This window comes from Burkholderia sp. GW821-FHT14F03 (assembly GCF_058803765.1).
This window is the reverse complement of the sequence record NZ_JBXAPG010000074.1, coordinates 10,770-25,661: the sequence shown is the minus strand read 5'-3', so window position 1 is coordinate 25,661 and position 14,892 is coordinate 10,770. Positions and strand designations below refer to the sequence as shown.

The window sequence follows — 14,892 nt, the reverse complement described above, 5'->3', positions numbered from 1 at the left end:
GCCCGCGAGCCCGCGCCGCGCGCCCGCGGCCGCAGCGGCGCGCCGATCCGGTAAAATTACGCGTTTCAGCACACCCAAGCCGCGCGCCGCGCGCGGCCGCGCGGGCCTCGCCCCGTCCGGCCGCACCGGAGCCCAGCGCCACGAAGGCCACTCATGCTTACGTTTCAGCAAATCATCCTGACGCTCCAGTCCTACTGGGACAAGCAGGGTTGCGCCCTGCTCCAGCCGATCGACATGGAAGTCGGCGCGGGCACGTCGCACGTGCACACGTTCCTGCGCGCGATCGGCCCCGAGCCGTGGCGCGCCGCGTACGTCCAGCCCTCGCGCCGTCCGAAGGACGGCCGCTACGGCGAGAACCCGAACCGCCTGCAGCACTACTACCAGTACCAGGTGGTGCTCAAGCCGGCCCCGGAAAACATCCTCGACCTGTACCTCGGCTCGCTCGAGGCGCTCGGCTTCGACCTGAAGCAGAACGACGTGCGCTTCGTCGAGGACGACTGGGAGAACCCGACCCTCGGCGCCTGGGGCCTCGGCTGGGAAGTCTGGCTGAACGGCATGGAGGTCACGCAGTTCACCTACTTCCAGCAGGTCGGCGGCCTCGACTGCAAGCCCGTGCTCGGCGAGATCACCTACGGGCTCGAACGCCTCGCGATGTACCTGCAGAAGGTCGAGAACGTCTACGACCTGATCTGGACGGAATGGACGGAGCAGGGCCCGAACGGCCCCGAGCTGCGCCGCCTGACCTACGGCGACGTCTATCACCAGAACGAGGTCGAGCAGTCGACCTACAACTTCGAGCACGCGAACGTCGACCTGCTGTTCACGTTCTTCAACAGCTACGAGGCCGAGGCGAAGCGCATGATCGACGCGCAGCTCGCGCTGCCCGCGTACGAGCTGGTGCTGAAGGCCGGCCACACGTTCAACCTGCTCGACGCGCGCGGCGCGATCTCGGTGACCGAACGCGCCGCCTACATCGGCCGGATCCGCGCGCTGTCGCGCCTCGTCGCGCAGGCGTACTACGCCTCGCGCGAAAAGCTCGGCTTCCCGATGGTCGGCAATCCGGTGCCGGGCGTGCCGGGCCTCACCACCGACGCGCAGGACGCCGCGCAGCCCGCATGGGCGCCGCCCCTCAAGGCCGAACGCAAGATCGATCAGGACTGACGAGATTTCCCCCACCATGACGCAAAACCATCCCGCTCCGCTGCTCGTCGAGCTGCTGACTGAAGAACTGCCGCCGAAGGCGCTCGCCCGGCTCGGCGACGCCTTCGCCGAGGGCATCGCGCAACGCCTCGCCGCGCGCGACCTGATCGACGGCGAACTCGCGTTCGAACGCTACGCGACGCCGCGCCGCCTCGCCGTGGTCGTGCGCAACGTGCGCGCCGTCGCGCCCGAAAAACAGGTGCGCGAGAAAGTGCTGCCGGTGTCGGTCGCGCTCGACCCCGCCGGCAACCCCACCGCGCCGCTCGCGAAGAAGCTCGCGGCGCTCGGCTTCCCGAACCTGTCGATCGCCGATCTCGAACGCGCGCAGGACGGCAAGGCCGAGGCCTTCTTCGTCAACTACGCGGCGCCCGGCGCGACGCTCGCCGACGGCCTGCAGGCCGCGCTCGACGAGACGCTCGCCAAGCTGCCGATCCCGAAGGTCATGACCTATCAGCGCCCGGACGGCACCGACGTGCAGTTCGTGCGCCCGGTGCATCGCCTGACCGTGCTGCACGACGCCCGCATCGTGCCCGTCAGCGCGTTCGGCATCGACGCCGGCGACACCACGCTCGGCCACCGCTTCCTGTCGGACGGCCTCGTCGCGATCCCGCACGCGGGCCAGTACGCGGACGTGCTGCGCGACAAGGGCCGCGTGATCGCGCACTTCGCCGACCGCAAGGAAACGATCCGCACCCACCTGCACGCGCAGGCCGGCGGCGACGACGTGGTGATGCCCGATGCGCTGCTCGACGAGGTCACCGCGCTCGTCGAATGGCCGGTCGTCTATCCGTGCCGCTTCGAGGACGAATTCCTGCAGGTGCCGCAGGAATGCCTGATCCTCACCATGCAGACCAACCAGAAGTACTTCGCGCTCACCGATGCGTCGGGCAAGCTGCGCTCCCGCTTCCTGATCGTGTCGAACATCGACACGAAAACGCCGGACGAGATCGTCGAGGGCAACGAGCGCGTCGTGCGCCCGCGCCTCGCCGACGCGAAGTTCTTCTTCGAGCAGGACAAGAAGAAGCCGCTCGCGGCACGCGTGCCGCTGCTCGCGAACGTCGTCTATCACAACAAGCTCGGCTCGGCGCTCGCGCGCGTCGAGCGCCTCGAAGCGCTGGCGGGCGAGATCGCGCCCGCGATCGGCGCCGACGCCGGGCAGGCGAAGCGCGCCGCGCACCTCGCGAAGGCCGACCTGCTGACCGACATGGTCGGCGAGTTCCCCGAGCTGCAGGGCACGATGGGCACCTACTACGCGCGCCACGACGGCGAAGCGGACGACGTCGCGCTCGCGTGCACCGAGCACTACCAGCCGCGCTTCTCCGGCGATGCGCTGCCGACCACGCCGGTGTCGACCACCGTCGCGCTCGCCGACAAGCTCGAGACGATCGTCGGCATCTGGGGCATCGGCCTCGCGCCGACGGGCGAGAAGGATCCGTTCGCGCTGCGCCGCCATGCGCTCGGCGTGCTGCGCCTGCTGGTCGAGAAGCAGCTGCCGCTCGACCTGAAGCGGCTGCTGCGCGCGGCCCACGCGCGCTTCGCGGGCGTGGCCGGCGTCGCCGAATCGACCGATGCGATCCACGCGTTCTTCATCGACCGCCTGCGCGGGCTGCTGCGCGAGCGCGGCTACACGGCGGCCGAGATCGACGCGGTGCTGAGCCTCGAACCGAACCGCGTCGACGACCTCGTCGCGCGTCTCGACGCGGTGCGCGCGTTCGCGGGCCTCGCGGAGGCGGAAGCGCTCGCGGCCGCGAACAAGCGGATCTCGAACATCCTGAAGAAGTCGAAGAGCGACGGCGCACCGGGAGCCGGCGCACCGGCCGACGCGGTGCGCGCCGAACTGCTTGTCGAGGACGCCGAGAAGGAACTGAACCGCCAGCTCGACCAGGTCGCGCCGCGCGTGCAGGAACAGCTGGCCCGCGGCGAGTTCGCTGGCGCGCTGTCGGCGCTCGCGCAATTGCGCGACGCGGTCGACACGTTCTTCAAGGACGTGATGGTGAACGTCGACGATCCCGCCGTGCGCGACAACCGCCTCGCCCTGCTCGGCGCGCTGCACGTGCAGATGAACAGCGTCGCCGACATCTCGAAGCTGGCCGCCTGAGGAGCCGACGATGCCGACCAGCGCCACCAAGAAGCTCGTGGTTCTCGACCGGGACGGCGTGATCAACGTCGATTCGGATGCGTTCATCAAGACGCCCGACGAATGGATCGCGCTGCCGGGCGCCCTCGAGGCGATCGCGCGGCTCAACCATGCGGGCTACCGCGTCGTCGTCGCGACCAACCAGTCCGGCATCGGGCGCGGCCTGTTCGACATGGCGGCGCTCAACGCGATGCATCTGAAGATGCATCGCGCGGCGGCGGCGGTCGGCGCGCGCATCGACGCCGTGTTCTTCTGCCCGCACACGGCCGACGATCACTGCGACTGCCGCAAGCCGAAGCCCGGCATGATGCAGATGATCGCCGAACGCTTCGAGGTCGAGCCCGCCGACACGCCGATGGTCGGCGATTCGCTGCGCGACCTGCAGGCGGGCGCCGCGCTCGGTTTCCAGCCGCACCTGGTGCTGACCGGCAAAGGGCGCAAGACGCTCGCGGCCGGCGGCCTGCCCGACGGCACGCGGGTCCACGACGACCTGCGCGCGTTCGCGCTGGACTTCCTCTCCCAAGAACAGGAGTGACGCGCCCAGCCGCGCGCTCCACACGATCCAGGCCACGCCGATGCGTCTAGTCCGTTCCCTGCTGCTGTTGGTTTATTTCGTTCTGTACACGGTCCCGTATGCGACCGCGTGCTTCATCGCGTTCCCGTTCATGCGCTCCGACGCGCGCTACTGGATGGCGGCCGGCTGGTGCAAGTCGACGCTGTTCGTGGCGCGCTGGCTGAACGGCATCCGCTACCGGATCGAGGGCTACGAGAACCTCCCTGACGGCCCGGCCGTGCTGCTGTCGAAGCATCAGTCGGCCTGGGAGACGTTCGCGTTCCCGGCGCTGATGCCGCGCCCGATGTGCTACGTGTTCAAGCGCGAGCTGCTGTACGTGCCGTTCTTCGGCTGGGCGCTCGGCCTGCTGCACATGGTCAACATCAATCGCCGCGAAGGCAAGCACGCGTTCGACTCGGTGATCCGCCAGGGGCGCAAGCGGCTCGACGAAGGCGCATGGATGATCATGTTCCCGGAAGGCACGCGCACCCCGACCGGCCGCCAGGGCAAGTACAAGACCGGCGGCGCGCGTTTCGCGATCGCCGCCGGCGCGCCCGTCGTGCCGATCGCGCACAACGCAGGGCGCGTCTGGCCGCGCAATTCGTTCATGAAGTATCCGGGTATAGTCACGGTATCGATCGGCAAGCCGATCGATTCGCAAGGCCTGACGCCTGACGAATTGAACAACCGCGTCGAATCCTGGATCGAAGCGGAAATGCGCCGCATCGATCCGACCGCCTACCCGCATGAAGGCGGCAGCGCCGCCCCGTCGGCCGACGCCGTGCGTATCTGAGTCAAGCGAGTTTCACCCATTGCGCAACGCCAAACGAAGCGAACTGATGTCCAAGCGTTCCAGGCCGCGGCCTGCCGTCGTGGCTCTCGATCACCAACAGCTGGACCTGCCGCTCTTCGATGGGCCGGCGGCGGCGCCGTCGCCCGCCGCCGCGCCGAGCGCGCCGCCGCCCCCCGCCCACGACCGTTCGCGCCGCACGCTGCCGCTCGACGGGCGCGTGCTCGAGTACCGGCTGAAGCGCTCCGCGCGCCGCACGATCGGCTTCGTGATCGACGGCACCGGCCTCACCATCACCGCGCCGCGCTGGGTCACGCTCGCCGACATCGAAGCCTCGATCACCGAGAAGCGCCGCTGGATCTTCGCGAAGCTCGCCGAATGGAAGACGCGCGTCGAGCAGCGCGCGCTGCCGCAGATCGACTGGCGCGACGGCGCGCAGATTCCCTATCTCGGCAAGCCCGTGGACATCGCGCTCGCCGCGCCCGGCGGCACGCTCGCGTTCGACGCCGAACGCGCGACGCTCGCGCTCGGCCTGCCCGCGCATGCGGACGACCAGCAGATCAAGGATCGGGTGCAGGGCTGGCTGCAGGGCGAGGCGAAGCGCATCTTCGGCGAGCGCCTCGCGGTGTACGCCGAGAAGCTCGACGTGACCTACGCCACCTATGCGCTGTCGTCGGCCGCCACCCGCTGGGGCAGCTGCTCGAGCGACGGCAAGATCCGCCTGAACTGGCGGCTGATCCACTTTCCGATGTCGATCATCGACTACGTGGTCGCCCACGAGCTGTCGCACCTGCGCGAGATGAACCACAGCCCCGCGTTCTGGCAGACGGTCGAATCGATCTTTCCGGAATTCCGCGAAGCGCGGCACACACTCAAGCATCACCCGCCCGAGCTGCTGCCGACGCTGTAAGGCCGGCGTTCGCCGGGCCGGACCCAGACGGACCGCCCGGCGCGCAAGCACGCGGCCCGGCTGCGTTGCACAGCCTGCCGCGCGTCGCGCTCAGCGCATTCAGTGAGCCTTGCGCTGGATGAACTCGATCTTGTAGCCGTCCGGATCCTCGACGAACGCGATCACCGTGGTGCCGTGCTTCATCGGGCCCGCCTCGCGGGTCACCTTGCCGCCCTGCGCCTTGATCCGGTCGCAGGCCTGGTAGGCATCGTCGACCTCGACAGCGAGGTGGCCGAAGCCGGCGCCCAGTTCATACGAGGGCGTGTCCCAGTTGTGCGTGAGCTCCAGCACCGTGCCGTCGCGCTCGTCGTCGTAGCCGACGAACGCGAGCGTGAACCGGCCTTCCGGATAGTCGTCGCGGCGCAGCAGCCGCATGCCGAGCAGCTCGGTGTAAAACTGGATCGAGCGGTCGAGGTCGCCGACGCGCAGCATCGTATGTAGCAATCGCATTCCATGTACTCCGTGGGGACTTGCTTGAACCTGCGAATGTACCAGAGCCGCGCGAATCCCGCCGGGCCCGGCCGCGCCCGACGCCAAGCGCCGCGCGGGCCGATCGGTTAACATCGCCCGGCACCCGCCCGACCTCCCTTGCGCGCGTCCCCGGATACCGTGATGAGCAGCAGCCTCGCCTTTGCCATGCCCCGCCGCACCCTCGACACCCGCGCGATCGGCGTGATGGTCCTGCTGTGCGCGATCTGGGGATTCCAGCAGGTCGCGATCAAGAGCGCCAATGCGACGGTCCCGCCGCTGCTCCAGGCCGGCCTGCGCTCCGCGGTCGCGGCGCTCCTCGTATGGGCCTGGGCCCGCTTGCGCGGCACGCCGCTGTTCACGGCCGACGGCACGCTCGGCCCCGGCCTCGCCGCGGGCGCCTTGTTCGCCGGCGAATTCCTGTGCGTGTTCATCGGCCTGACGCTGACGAGCGCAGCGCGCATGGCGATCTTCCTCTACAGCGCGCCCTGCTTCATCGCGCTGGGCCTGCATCTGTTCGTGCCCGGGGAAAGAATGCGCGGCATCCAGTGGGCGGGCATCGGGCTCGCCTTCGCCGGCATCGCGGTCGCGTTCGCGGATGGGTTCGCGCGCCCCGCGGCGGGCGCGCACGCGCTGGCCGGCCTGATCGGCGACGCGCTCGGCGTGCTCGGCGGCGTGATGTGGGCCGGCACCACGCTGGTGGTGCGCGCGACCTCGCTGTCGCGCGGCAGCGCGAGCAAGGCGCTGTTCTATCAGCTCACGGTATCGGCCGTGCTGCTGCTCGCGCTCGCCGCGCTGCTCGGGCAGACCACCGTCGCGCACGTCACGCCGCGCGTGGCCGCGAGCCTCGCCTACCAGGCGGTGATCGTCGCGTTCTTCAGCTATCTCGCGTGGTTCTGGCTGCTCACGCGCTACATGGCGTCGCGGCTGTCGGTGTTCACCTTCCTGTCGCCGCTGTTCGGCGTGAGCTTCGGCGTGCTGTTCCTCGGCGAATCGGTCGGCGTGCGCTTCCTGTCGGCGGCCGCGCTCGTGCTGGCCGGCATCGCGCTCGTCAACACGCCGCCGCGCGCCGCGCGCTGACGGCAGGACACGCGACGGCTCGGCCGCGCGGCGCTCAGCCGGCCGCGCGAGCCGCCTGGACGGCCTGGGCGACGCGCACGTACTCGGCCACCTCGACATCCTCCGCGCGGCGCGCGAGATCGAAGCCGAGCGCCTCGAAGTCGATCGCGTCGCGATAGGCGCCGAGCGTGTTGCGCAGCATCTTGCGGCGCTGCGAGAACGCCGCCGTCACCACCTCGCCGAGCACGCCCTGATCGACCTCGGACAACTCGTGCGGCGCGTATGGAATCATCCGCACGATCGCGGAGTCGACCTTCGGCGGCGGCTGGAACGACTCCGGCGGCACGTCGATCAGCTTGTCCATCACGTAGCGGTACTGGAGCATCACCGACAGGCGGCTGAACGCCTTGGTGCCCGGCTCGGCGACCATCCGCTCCACCACCTCGTTCTGCAGCATGAAATGCTGGTCGACGACGCACGGCGCGAACGTCATCAGGTGGAACAGCAGCGGGCTCGAAATGTTGTACGGCAGGTTGCCGATGATGCGCAGCGACGGCGCATCGCCGGGGCGCGCGAGCGCGCCGAAATCGAACGCGAGCGCATCGCCCGCATGCAGTTCGAGCAGCGCGCCGAAGCGTTTCTGCAGGCGCCCGATCAGGTCGCGGTCGAGTTCCACCGCATGCAGCGGCGACTCGGGCGTCGCCAGCCGCTCGATCACGGGCCCGGTCAGCGCGCCGAGCCCCGGCCCGATCTCGACCATGCGTTCGCCGCGCTCGGGACGAATGGCGGACACGATCGAGTCGATCACCCCGTGGTCGACCAGAAAGTTCTGTCCGAAGCGCTTGCGCGCCATGTGTCCCTGATGCTGTCTGCTGTTCGACATCGAAAATAAGAAAACGGATGAAGCGGAAAGAAGCGGAAAAATTCAGCCGGCGCGCCGATGGCGCGCCATCGTGACGGCCGTGTCGAGGGCGGCGATCAGGCTGCCGGGATCGGCACGGCCCGTGCCCGCGAGATCGAGCGCGGTGCCGTGATCGACCGAGGTGCGGATGATCGGCAGGCCGAGCGTGATGTTGATGCCTTCGCCGAAGGTGGCGTACTTGAGCACCGGCAGGCCCTGGTCGTGGAACATCGCGAGCACGCAGTCGGCATCGCGCAGGTAGCGCGGCTGAAACAGCGTGTCGGCCGGATACGGGCCGCGCGCATCGATGCCGCGTGCGCGCGCCGCGTCGAGCGCCGGCCCGATCACGTCGATCTCCTCGCGGCCCAGGTAACCGTTCTCGCCCGCGTGCGGGTTGAGCCCCGTCACCAGGATCCGCGGCGCGGCCAGCCCGAAGCCCGTGCGCAGGTCGCGGTCGACGATGGCGAGGGTCTCGATCAGGCCGTCGACGCTGAGCGCGGCCGACACGTCCTTGAGCGGCAGGTGCGTGGTGGCGAGCGCGACGCGCAGCGGCGCGTCGCCCGTGCCCGCCAGCATCATCACGACGCGCGGCGTATGGGTGCGCTCGGCCAGGTATTCGGTATGTCCGGTGAACGGCACGCCGGCATCATTGATCGTGCTTTTCTGCAGCGGCGCCGTGACGATCGCGTCGTGGCGGCCGGCCAGCGCGCCGTCGATCGCCGCGTCGAGCAGGCCGAGCACGTAGCGGCCGTTCGCCGCGTCGAGCCGGCCGGCCAGGGCCGGGACGGCCAGCGGGTGATGCGCGAGCGCCACCGCGTCGCCCGCCGTGAGCGCCGCCCAGTCCACCCCGACCGCCGCCGCGCGCGCGGCGAGCAGTTCGGCGTCGCCGAGCACCGTGAAGCGTACGCCGGGCCAGCGCGCGCCGGCCTCGGCAAGCGCGCGCGCCGTCAGCTCGGGGCCCACGCCGGCGGGTTCGCCGGTCGTGATCGCGATCTGCAACGGGGCGCTCATGATCAGGACGTCACTGCGGCGGCAGCGCCGGCAGCTTGAACTGCACGTACGACGAATCGCGCAGCTCGCGCAGCCAGTCGGCGTACGCCTGCTCGGCCTTGCGCTGGCCGATCGCCTGACGCGCGATATCCATCTGCTGCTGGACCGAGCCTTCCGCGTCGCGGCGGCCGAGCACCTGGATCAGGTGGTAGCCATACTCGGAGCGCACCGGATTGCTGACCTGGCCGTCCTGCAGGTTGTTCATCGCGCGCTCGAACTCGGGCACGGTCTCGCCCGGGCTGATCCAGCCCAGATCGCCGCCCTGCGACGCGGAACCGTCCTGCGAATAGGTGCTCGCGAATTTCGCGAAATCGCCGCCGGCTTCGATCTGCTTGCGGATGTCGGCCAGCTGCTCGCGCGCCTGCGACTCGGACTTGCCTTCGCCGACGCGCAGCAGGATGTGGCGCACGTGCGTCTGCACGATCTTCGGCGAGGCCGCCGACGCGCTCTGGCTCTGGCGGCGGTCGACGAGACGCACGATCTCGAAGCCGTCCGGCACGCGGATCAGGGTCGGGTTGACCTGGCCGGGACGCAGCTGCGATGCGGCCTGCACGACGTCGGGCGGCAGCGTCGACGGCGACTTGAAGCCGAGATCGCCGCCCTTCTTCGCGTCGTCCGCCTGCGACTCGCTCTTCGCGAGCTTGCCGAAATTGGCGCCCGGCGCCTGCGCCTGCTGCAGCAGCGCCTCCGCCTTCTTCTGCGCGGCGTCGATCTCGGCCTGCGGCGCGTTGGCCGGCGCCTTCACGAAGATGTGCTCGAGCCGCAGATCCTGCTGCGTGCCGGCCGTCGGGCCGCGCTGGCTCGCGATGTAGTTCGCGACTTCCGCGTCGGACACGGTGATCCGGCTGTCGACTTCCTTCTCGCGCAGCTTCGACAGCATCAGTTCGGTGCGCGCGTCGCGCACGAACACGTCCCAGGGCACGCCCTGCGCCTCGAGCCGCGACTTGTACTGGTCGATCGTCATGCCGTTCGCCTGCGCGAGGCGCTGCAGCGTGACCTGCACGGTCGCGTTGTCGATCGAGATGCCGTCGTCCTTCGCCTTCTGCACCTGGATACGTTCGAGCACCATCTGGTTCAGCACCTGGGCGCGCAGCTGGTCGAGCGTCGGAACCGGCGCGTTCTGCTGCTGCAGCCGGCGCGAGATCAGGCCGACGCGCTGGTCCAGCTCGCGGCCGGTAATGACGTCGTTGTTGACCACGGCGACCACTTCATCGGCGAGCGTCGCGCCCGACGAACTCAGCGCCTGCGCCGCGGCGGGCGGAACGGTGACGAACGACGCGAGCGCGGCCATGCAGGACACGATTGCCGCGAAGCGAAGGGTTTTCTTCATTGCCACAGGTACTCCATTGAAATCGGGCTGATCCGGTGCCGGACCCGCTTGCGGCGGGCGTCTCCCTGGCGGTGGTTATTCGTAATTGCTGAAACGGGACAACGGCGGCGGCGCGGGCGGCAGCGGGGTGTAGCCCGGCACGCCGGCCCTGAACGAGGACACCAGCCCGTTGTCGACGCTCGCCAGCCCCTTCAGCGTCAGTTGCGCCATCATACGGCTCGACGCAGTCGGCTGGCCGGACGACGGATTCGAGCCGTTCGCGAAGCGCTGCATACCGATGCCGAGCGCCCAGCAGTCGGCATCGTATTGTAAGCCGACGAGCCCGTCGACCATGCGGTGGCTGGCGAGGTCGTAGTTGAAGCGGCCGATCGCATAGAGCCGGCGCGTGATCGGCCACTGGCCCGACACGAGGATCTGGTTGATCGGCTGGTTGTCGAGCGTCGTGTTCGAGCGCGTATAGCGGTACGCGACGTTGATCACGCGGCGCTCGCCCGGGCTGAAGCCGAAGCCGATGCTCGACTTCGTGAGCTGGTTGTTGTCGGCGTTGTACTGGAACGAGGTCTCCGACGCGAACCCCGCGCCGAGCTTGATCGACGCGCCGACGATCAGGTCCGAGTGCTGCGCCTGCGACTTCGTCTGGGTCGGCTGCAGCGTCACGCGCTGGTCGCTGAAGTAATACTGCTGCGCGATCACGAAGCGCGCGCGCTCGTCGCCCGTCGCCGGGTTGATGAAGCGGCTCGTCACGGCGGCGGTCAGCCGGTTCGCATCGGCGATCCGGTCGTTGCCGACGAAGGTGTTCGGCGTGAAGATCTCCGCGAGACCGAAGTCGGAATCGACGGTGTCGAACAGCGGCGCGAACGACTGGTCGCGGTACGGCGTGTACACGTAGTAAAGGCGCGGCTCCAGCGTCTGGATGAAGTCCTGGCCGAACAGCCGCACCGAGCGGTCGAAGATCAGCCCGGTGTCGAAGCTGAAGGTCGGGATCGACGTGGTGAAGCGCTTCGGCTGCCCCGGCACGCCGCCCGACGTGCTCGTCAGGTCGTACGACACCATGTGCATCTGCACCTTCGGCACGACGAAGTAGCCCGGCCCGTAGACGCCGTACGAGATGTACGGATTGAACATCACGCGGTCGCCTTCCGGCTGGTCCGCGGTGGTGATCCGGAAGCGCGTGTAGTCGGCTTCCGCGCCGAAGTCGAAACCGCCGACGTTGTACTTCGTGTACTTGACGTTCAACTGCGGCGCGCGGCTGTACGGCGCGACCGACGGCGCGAGCGTCTGCCAGTGCTGCATGCGCGTGAGCACCGACCACGGGCCGTTGTTGTAGGTCAGCCCGGCTTCCTGCTGGTACAGCGTCTGCGTGCCGTTGACGAACTGGTTGGTCGCGCCGAGCTCTCCCGGATAAGCCGAATCCGAAACCTTGTTGTAATAAACGTAGCCGCCGAAACCGTTGCCGAAGTTCTGCTGGTGCTGCCAGTAGATCGCGTAGCGGTTGCGCTGCGCGAGCCGGTCGTCAGGCAGGAATTCGCCCGTCAGCGTGCCGGAATAATTGGGCGACAGGTAGCGGAACGTCGCGTGCGTGAACACGCCGCGCTTCGAGAGCAGCTCGGGCGTGATCGTCAGGTCGCGGTTCGGCGCGATGTTGAAGTAGTACGGCAGCGCCAGCGAGAAGCCGTTGTCCGAATTCAGCGAGAAGGTCGGCGGCAGGAGGCCGCTGCGCCGCTCGCCGCTCAGCGGGAAGGTCATCCACGGGGTGGCGAAGATCGGCATGCCCTGGAAGAACAGCACGCCGTTGCGCGCCGTGCCCTCGTCCGCGCCGGTATCGAAGTCGAACTCGCTGCCCTTGATGTACCACGCGGGGTTGGTCGCGCACTGGCACGCCGTATAGGTGCCGTTGGTGAACACCGAGCGCTCGCTGTCGAGCATCTGCACGTGTTCCGCGCTGCCCGAGCCGCCCGTCGCCGAGAAATGGTACTTCGGCGTGGTCATGAAGCCCTGGTTCGCCTCGACCTTCAGGTGCGCCTCGGGGCCCGTGAAGAGGGTCCCGCCGTTCGCGACCCGCACCTGCCCGTAGGCGTCGGCCAGGTCGGTGTCCTCGTCGTAATGGAGCGCGTCCGCCTTGACCACCGCGTTGCCGCGCCGAAGCTCGGCCGAGCCCTTGGCGGCGAGATCCTGGTCGGTCGTGCCGCTCGTGTGATCGGCGATCACGAAGGTCGCGGGCTTGCCGGACCCGGCGGACGGATGCTCGGTCAGCTGGGGCGCGAGCCGCAGGTCCCACGGCGTGCCAATCGGCTGGGGCGCGGCGGCCGCCCCCGACAGCTGGGCCTGCGACACCGCCGGCACGAGGCCCGGCACCGCGAGCAGCGCGGCCGCGAGCCGCCGTCTGCGCGGCGCGGCATCGCGAGAGGAGACAATCGGGTAGAACGGTTTGGGCGGCATCTATCGTTGGGCGAATCGGCCCTGTCAAGCCAGGCACTGCGCACCGCTGCCCGCGCAATCGAACCGTGACTGCGACATGCGCACACGCAGGGAAGCGATCGGGCGGGCGGCGAAGCGGGCTGCAAAACCTGCGCCGGCGAGGATTGACACGGGACGCGTCAAAAAAGTCGTGGGGTATTATATGGCAAGACGTTACTCCCTCCCCCGAGTTTCAATGACACCCCCTTCCGCCGACTCCCGCCTCGCCCTGCTGTCCGCCTGGCTGGCGCCGTTCGCCGCGCGCTACGCGCTCGACCCCGCCACGCTCGAACCCGCCTCCACCGACGCGAGCTTCCGCCGGTATTTCCGCATCGCGAGCGGCGCCGAGCCGCAGGGCTCGCTGATCGCGGTCGACGCGCCGCCGCCCGAGAAGTGCCGCGAATTCGTCGAGATCGCGCAACTGCTGGCCGATGCCGGCGTGCACGTGCCGCGGGTGCTCGAGCACGATTTCGAGGCCGGCTTCATGCTCGTCACCGATCTCGGCCGCACCTCGTACATCTCGGTGCTCGACCCGGCCGACCCGCAGGCGGCCCGGCCGCTGCTGCGCGCGGCGCTCGACACGCTGGTCCGCTGGCAGGGCGCGAGCCGCGAAGGCGTGCTGCCGCCGTTCGACGAGGCGTTCCTGCGCCGCGAGATGGCGCTGATGCCCGAGTGGTACGTCGGCCGCCACCTCGGCCGCACGCTGTCCGACCAGGCGCTCGGCGTGCTCGAGCGCACCTTCGCGCTGCTGGTCGCGAGCGCGCGCGCCCAGCCGCAGGGCTACATGCTGCGCGACTTCATGCCGCGCAACCTGATGGTGGCGCCGCCGAACCCCGGCGTGCTCGACTTCCAGGACGCGGTGTACGGCCCGCTCACCTACGACGTCGTATCGCTGCTGCGCGACGCCTTCGTCAGCTGGGACGAGGAGTTCGAGCTCGACTGCTTCGCCTATTACTGGGAGCAGGCGAAGAAGGCCGGGCTGCCGGTCGACCCGGACTTCGGCGAGTTCTACCGCCAGCTCGAATGGATGGGCCTGCAGCGCCACATCAAGGTGCTGGGGCTGTTCGCGCGGATCAACTACCGTGACCACAAGCCGGTCTATCTCGGCGACCTGCCGCGTTTCGTCGGCTACGCGCGCAAGGTCGCGCAGCGCTACCGGCCGCTCGCGCCGTTCGCACGGCTGCTCGACGAACTCGAAGACAAATCGGCCGACGTCGGCTACACGTTCTGAATCCATGACGGCACTTCTCGACACGGCGATGATCTTCGCCGCCGGGCGCGGCGAACGGATGCGCCCGCTCACCGACCGGCATCCGAAGCCGCTTCTCGAAGCGGGCGGCAAGCCACTGATCGTCTGGCAGATCGAGCGGCTCGCGGCGGCCGGCTTCGCGACCATCGTGATCAACCACGCATGGCTCGGCGCGCAACTCGAGGCCGCGCTCGGCGACGGCGCGCGCTGGGGCGTGCGGCTGCGCTACTCGCCCGAGACCGAGGCGCTCGAAACGGCGGGCGGAATCGCGCAGGCGCGGCCGCTGATCGAGGCCGCGAGCGCCTCGCCGGTGTTCGCGGCGGTGAGCGGCGACGTGTACTGCGACTTCGATTACACGACGCTGCGCGCGCGGGCCGCGGCGATGGCCGAACGGTCCGAGCCGGCGATGCATCTCGTGATGGTGCCGAATCCGCCGTTCCATCCGGACGGCGATTTCGCGCTGCCGGCCGACGGCGTGCTCGCGCTCGACGGCGCGCCGCGCCGCACGTTCGGCAACATCGGCCTGTACGACCTGCGGATGTTCGACGACCTCGCGCCCGGCACGCGGCGCGCGCTGACGCCTTATTACCGCGCGGCGATCGCCGCGCGCCGCGCGACGGGCGAACTGTACGCCGGCCTCTGGGAAAACATCGGCACGCCCGCGCAACTGGGCGCGCTCGACGCGCGGCTCAGGGCCGCCGGCTGACCCTGCGGGCGGGGGGGGGGGGGGGGGGGGGGGGGAGGGGGGG

13 protein-coding genes are annotated in these 14,892 nt (G+C 69.4%); 8 read left to right on the top strand and 5 right to left on the bottom strand.

What is annotated here, in order from left to right; all coding sequences use genetic code 11:
* The first annotated feature begins 153 nt into the window (after positions 1 to 153).
* The 5 genes from glyQ to AC1RQF_RS31335 are packed head-to-tail and all read left to right on the top strand — an operon-like array spanning position 154 to position 5,590.
* Positions 154 to 1,161: a glycine--tRNA ligase subunit alpha gene (gene glyQ / locus AC1RQF_RS31355; RefSeq protein ID WP_252982290.1), complete on the top strand. Its 1,008-nt coding sequence runs from the start codon at positions 154 to 156 to the stop codon at positions 1,159 to 1,161.
* A 16-nt stretch (positions 1,162 to 1,177) separates the two neighbouring features.
* Positions 1,178 to 3,298: a glycine--tRNA ligase subunit beta gene (gene glyS / locus AC1RQF_RS31350; protein WP_492873964.1), complete on the top strand. Its 2,121-nt coding sequence runs from the start codon at positions 1,178 to 1,180 to the stop codon at positions 3,296 to 3,298.
* A gap of 10 nt (positions 3,299 to 3,308) precedes the next feature.
* Positions 3,309 to 3,872 carry a D-glycero-beta-D-manno-heptose 1,7-bisphosphate 7-phosphatase gene (gene gmhB / locus AC1RQF_RS31345; RefSeq protein ID WP_252982292.1) on the top strand — a complete coding sequence of 188 codons (564 nt, stop codon included), beginning with the start codon at positions 3,309 to 3,311 and terminating at the stop codon, positions 3,870 to 3,872.
* 40 nt (positions 3,873 to 3,912) lie between these two features.
* Complete coding sequence (locus tag AC1RQF_RS31340) at positions 3,913 to 4,683, top strand: lysophospholipid acyltransferase family protein (RefSeq protein ID WP_492873962.1); 771 nt, start codon at positions 3,913 to 3,915, stop codon at positions 4,681 to 4,683.
* Between the two features lie 46 nt (positions 4,684 to 4,729).
* Complete coding sequence (locus tag AC1RQF_RS31335; protein ID WP_492873960.1) at positions 4,730 to 5,590, top strand: M48 family metallopeptidase; 861 nt, start codon at positions 4,730 to 4,732, stop codon at positions 5,588 to 5,590.
* A gap of 99 nt (positions 5,591 to 5,689) precedes the next feature.
* On the opposite strand, the gene gloA is transcribed toward AC1RQF_RS31335, so the two are convergent.
* Positions 5,690 to 6,079, bottom strand: coding sequence for a lactoylglutathione lyase (gene gloA / locus AC1RQF_RS31330; RefSeq protein WP_273999054.1), 390 nt, complete (start codon positions 6,077 to 6,079; stop codon positions 5,690 to 5,692).
* Positions 6,080 to 6,241: 162 nt separating this feature from the next.
* Here gloA and AC1RQF_RS31325 point away from each other — a divergent pair, with 162 nt between their 5' ends.
* A complete protein-coding gene (locus AC1RQF_RS31325) occupies positions 6,242 to 7,177 on the top strand; it encodes a DMT family transporter (protein WP_273999055.1) in 936 nt (311 codons plus the stop codon).
* Between the two features lie 34 nt (positions 7,178 to 7,211).
* On the opposite strand, the gene rsmA is transcribed toward AC1RQF_RS31325, so the two are convergent.
* From rsmA to AC1RQF_RS31305, 4 genes are all read right to left on the bottom strand, one after another.
* The gene (gene rsmA / locus AC1RQF_RS31320) at positions 7,212 to 8,039 is read right to left on the bottom strand and encodes a 16S rRNA (adenine(1518)-N(6)/adenine(1519)-N(6))-dimethyltransferase RsmA (protein WP_492873958.1); all 828 of its coding nucleotides are present in this window, start codon (positions 8,037 to 8,039) and stop codon (positions 7,212 to 7,214) included.
* A gap of 42 nt (positions 8,040 to 8,081) precedes the next feature.
* Positions 8,082 to 9,068, bottom strand: coding sequence for a 4-hydroxythreonine-4-phosphate dehydrogenase PdxA (pdxA, locus tag AC1RQF_RS31315; RefSeq protein ID WP_273999057.1), 987 nt, complete (start codon positions 9,066 to 9,068; stop codon positions 8,082 to 8,084).
* Positions 9,069 to 9,078: 10 nt separating this feature from the next.
* Positions 9,079 to 10,437 carry a peptidylprolyl isomerase gene (locus AC1RQF_RS31310; RefSeq protein WP_273999058.1) on the bottom strand — a complete coding sequence of 453 codons (1,359 nt, stop codon included), beginning with the start codon at positions 10,435 to 10,437 and terminating at the stop codon, positions 9,079 to 9,081.
* Between the two features lie 75 nt (positions 10,438 to 10,512).
* A complete protein-coding gene (locus AC1RQF_RS31305) occupies positions 10,513 to 12,876 on the bottom strand; it encodes an LPS-assembly protein LptD (RefSeq protein WP_273999059.1) in 2,364 nt (787 codons plus the stop codon).
* 214 nt (positions 12,877 to 13,090) lie between these two features.
* On the opposite strand from AC1RQF_RS31305, the gene AC1RQF_RS31300 reads away from it, so the two are divergent.
* Positions 13,091 to 14,125: an aminoglycoside phosphotransferase family protein gene (locus AC1RQF_RS31300; RefSeq protein WP_492873955.1), complete on the top strand. Its 1,035-nt coding sequence runs from the start codon at positions 13,091 to 13,093 to the stop codon at positions 14,123 to 14,125.
* 4 nt (positions 14,126 to 14,129) lie between these two features.
* A complete protein-coding gene (gene murU / locus AC1RQF_RS31295) occupies positions 14,130 to 14,849 on the top strand; it encodes an N-acetylmuramate alpha-1-phosphate uridylyltransferase MurU (RefSeq protein ID WP_492873953.1) in 720 nt (239 codons plus the stop codon).
* Positions 14,850 to 14,892: the final 43 nt, after the last annotated feature.

Coding starts and splice junctions, on each gene's coding strand:
- glyQ (WP_252982290.1), top strand. CDS start 154: ATGCTTACGTTTCAGCAAATCATCCTGACGCTCCAGTCCTACTGGGAC.
- glyS (WP_492873964.1), top strand. CDS start 1,178: ATGACGCAAAACCATCCCGCTCCGCTGCTCGTCGAGCTGCTGACTGAA.
- gmhB (WP_252982292.1), top strand. CDS start 3,309: ATGCCGACCAGCGCCACCAAGAAGCTCGTGGTTCTCGACCGGGACGGC.
- AC1RQF_RS31340 (WP_492873962.1), top strand. CDS start 3,913: ATGCGTCTAGTCCGTTCCCTGCTGCTGTTGGTTTATTTCGTTCTGTAC.
- AC1RQF_RS31335 (WP_492873960.1), top strand. CDS start 4,730: ATGTCCAAGCGTTCCAGGCCGCGGCCTGCCGTCGTGGCTCTCGATCAC.
- gloA (WP_273999054.1), bottom strand. CDS start 6,079: ATGCGATTGCTACATACGATGCTGCGCGTCGGCGACCTCGACCGCTCG.
- AC1RQF_RS31325 (WP_273999055.1), top strand. CDS start 6,242: ATGAGCAGCAGCCTCGCCTTTGCCATGCCCCGCCGCACCCTCGACACC.
- rsmA (WP_492873958.1), bottom strand. CDS start 8,039: ATGTCGAACAGCAGACAGCATCAGGGACACATGGCGCGCAAGCGCTTC.
- pdxA (WP_273999057.1), bottom strand. CDS start 9,068: ATGAGCGCCCCGTTGCAGATCGCGATCACGACCGGCGAACCCGCCGGC.
- AC1RQF_RS31310 (WP_273999058.1), bottom strand. CDS start 10,437: ATGAAGAAAACCCTTCGCTTCGCGGCAATCGTGTCCTGCATGGCCGCG.
- AC1RQF_RS31305 (WP_273999059.1), bottom strand. CDS start 12,876: ATGCCGCCCAAACCGTTCTACCCGATTGTCTCCTCTCGCGATGCCGCG.
- AC1RQF_RS31300 (WP_492873955.1), top strand. CDS start 13,091: ATGACACCCCCTTCCGCCGACTCCCGCCTCGCCCTGCTGTCCGCCTGG.
- murU (WP_492873953.1), top strand. CDS start 14,130: ATGACGGCACTTCTCGACACGGCGATGATCTTCGCCGCCGGGCGCGGC.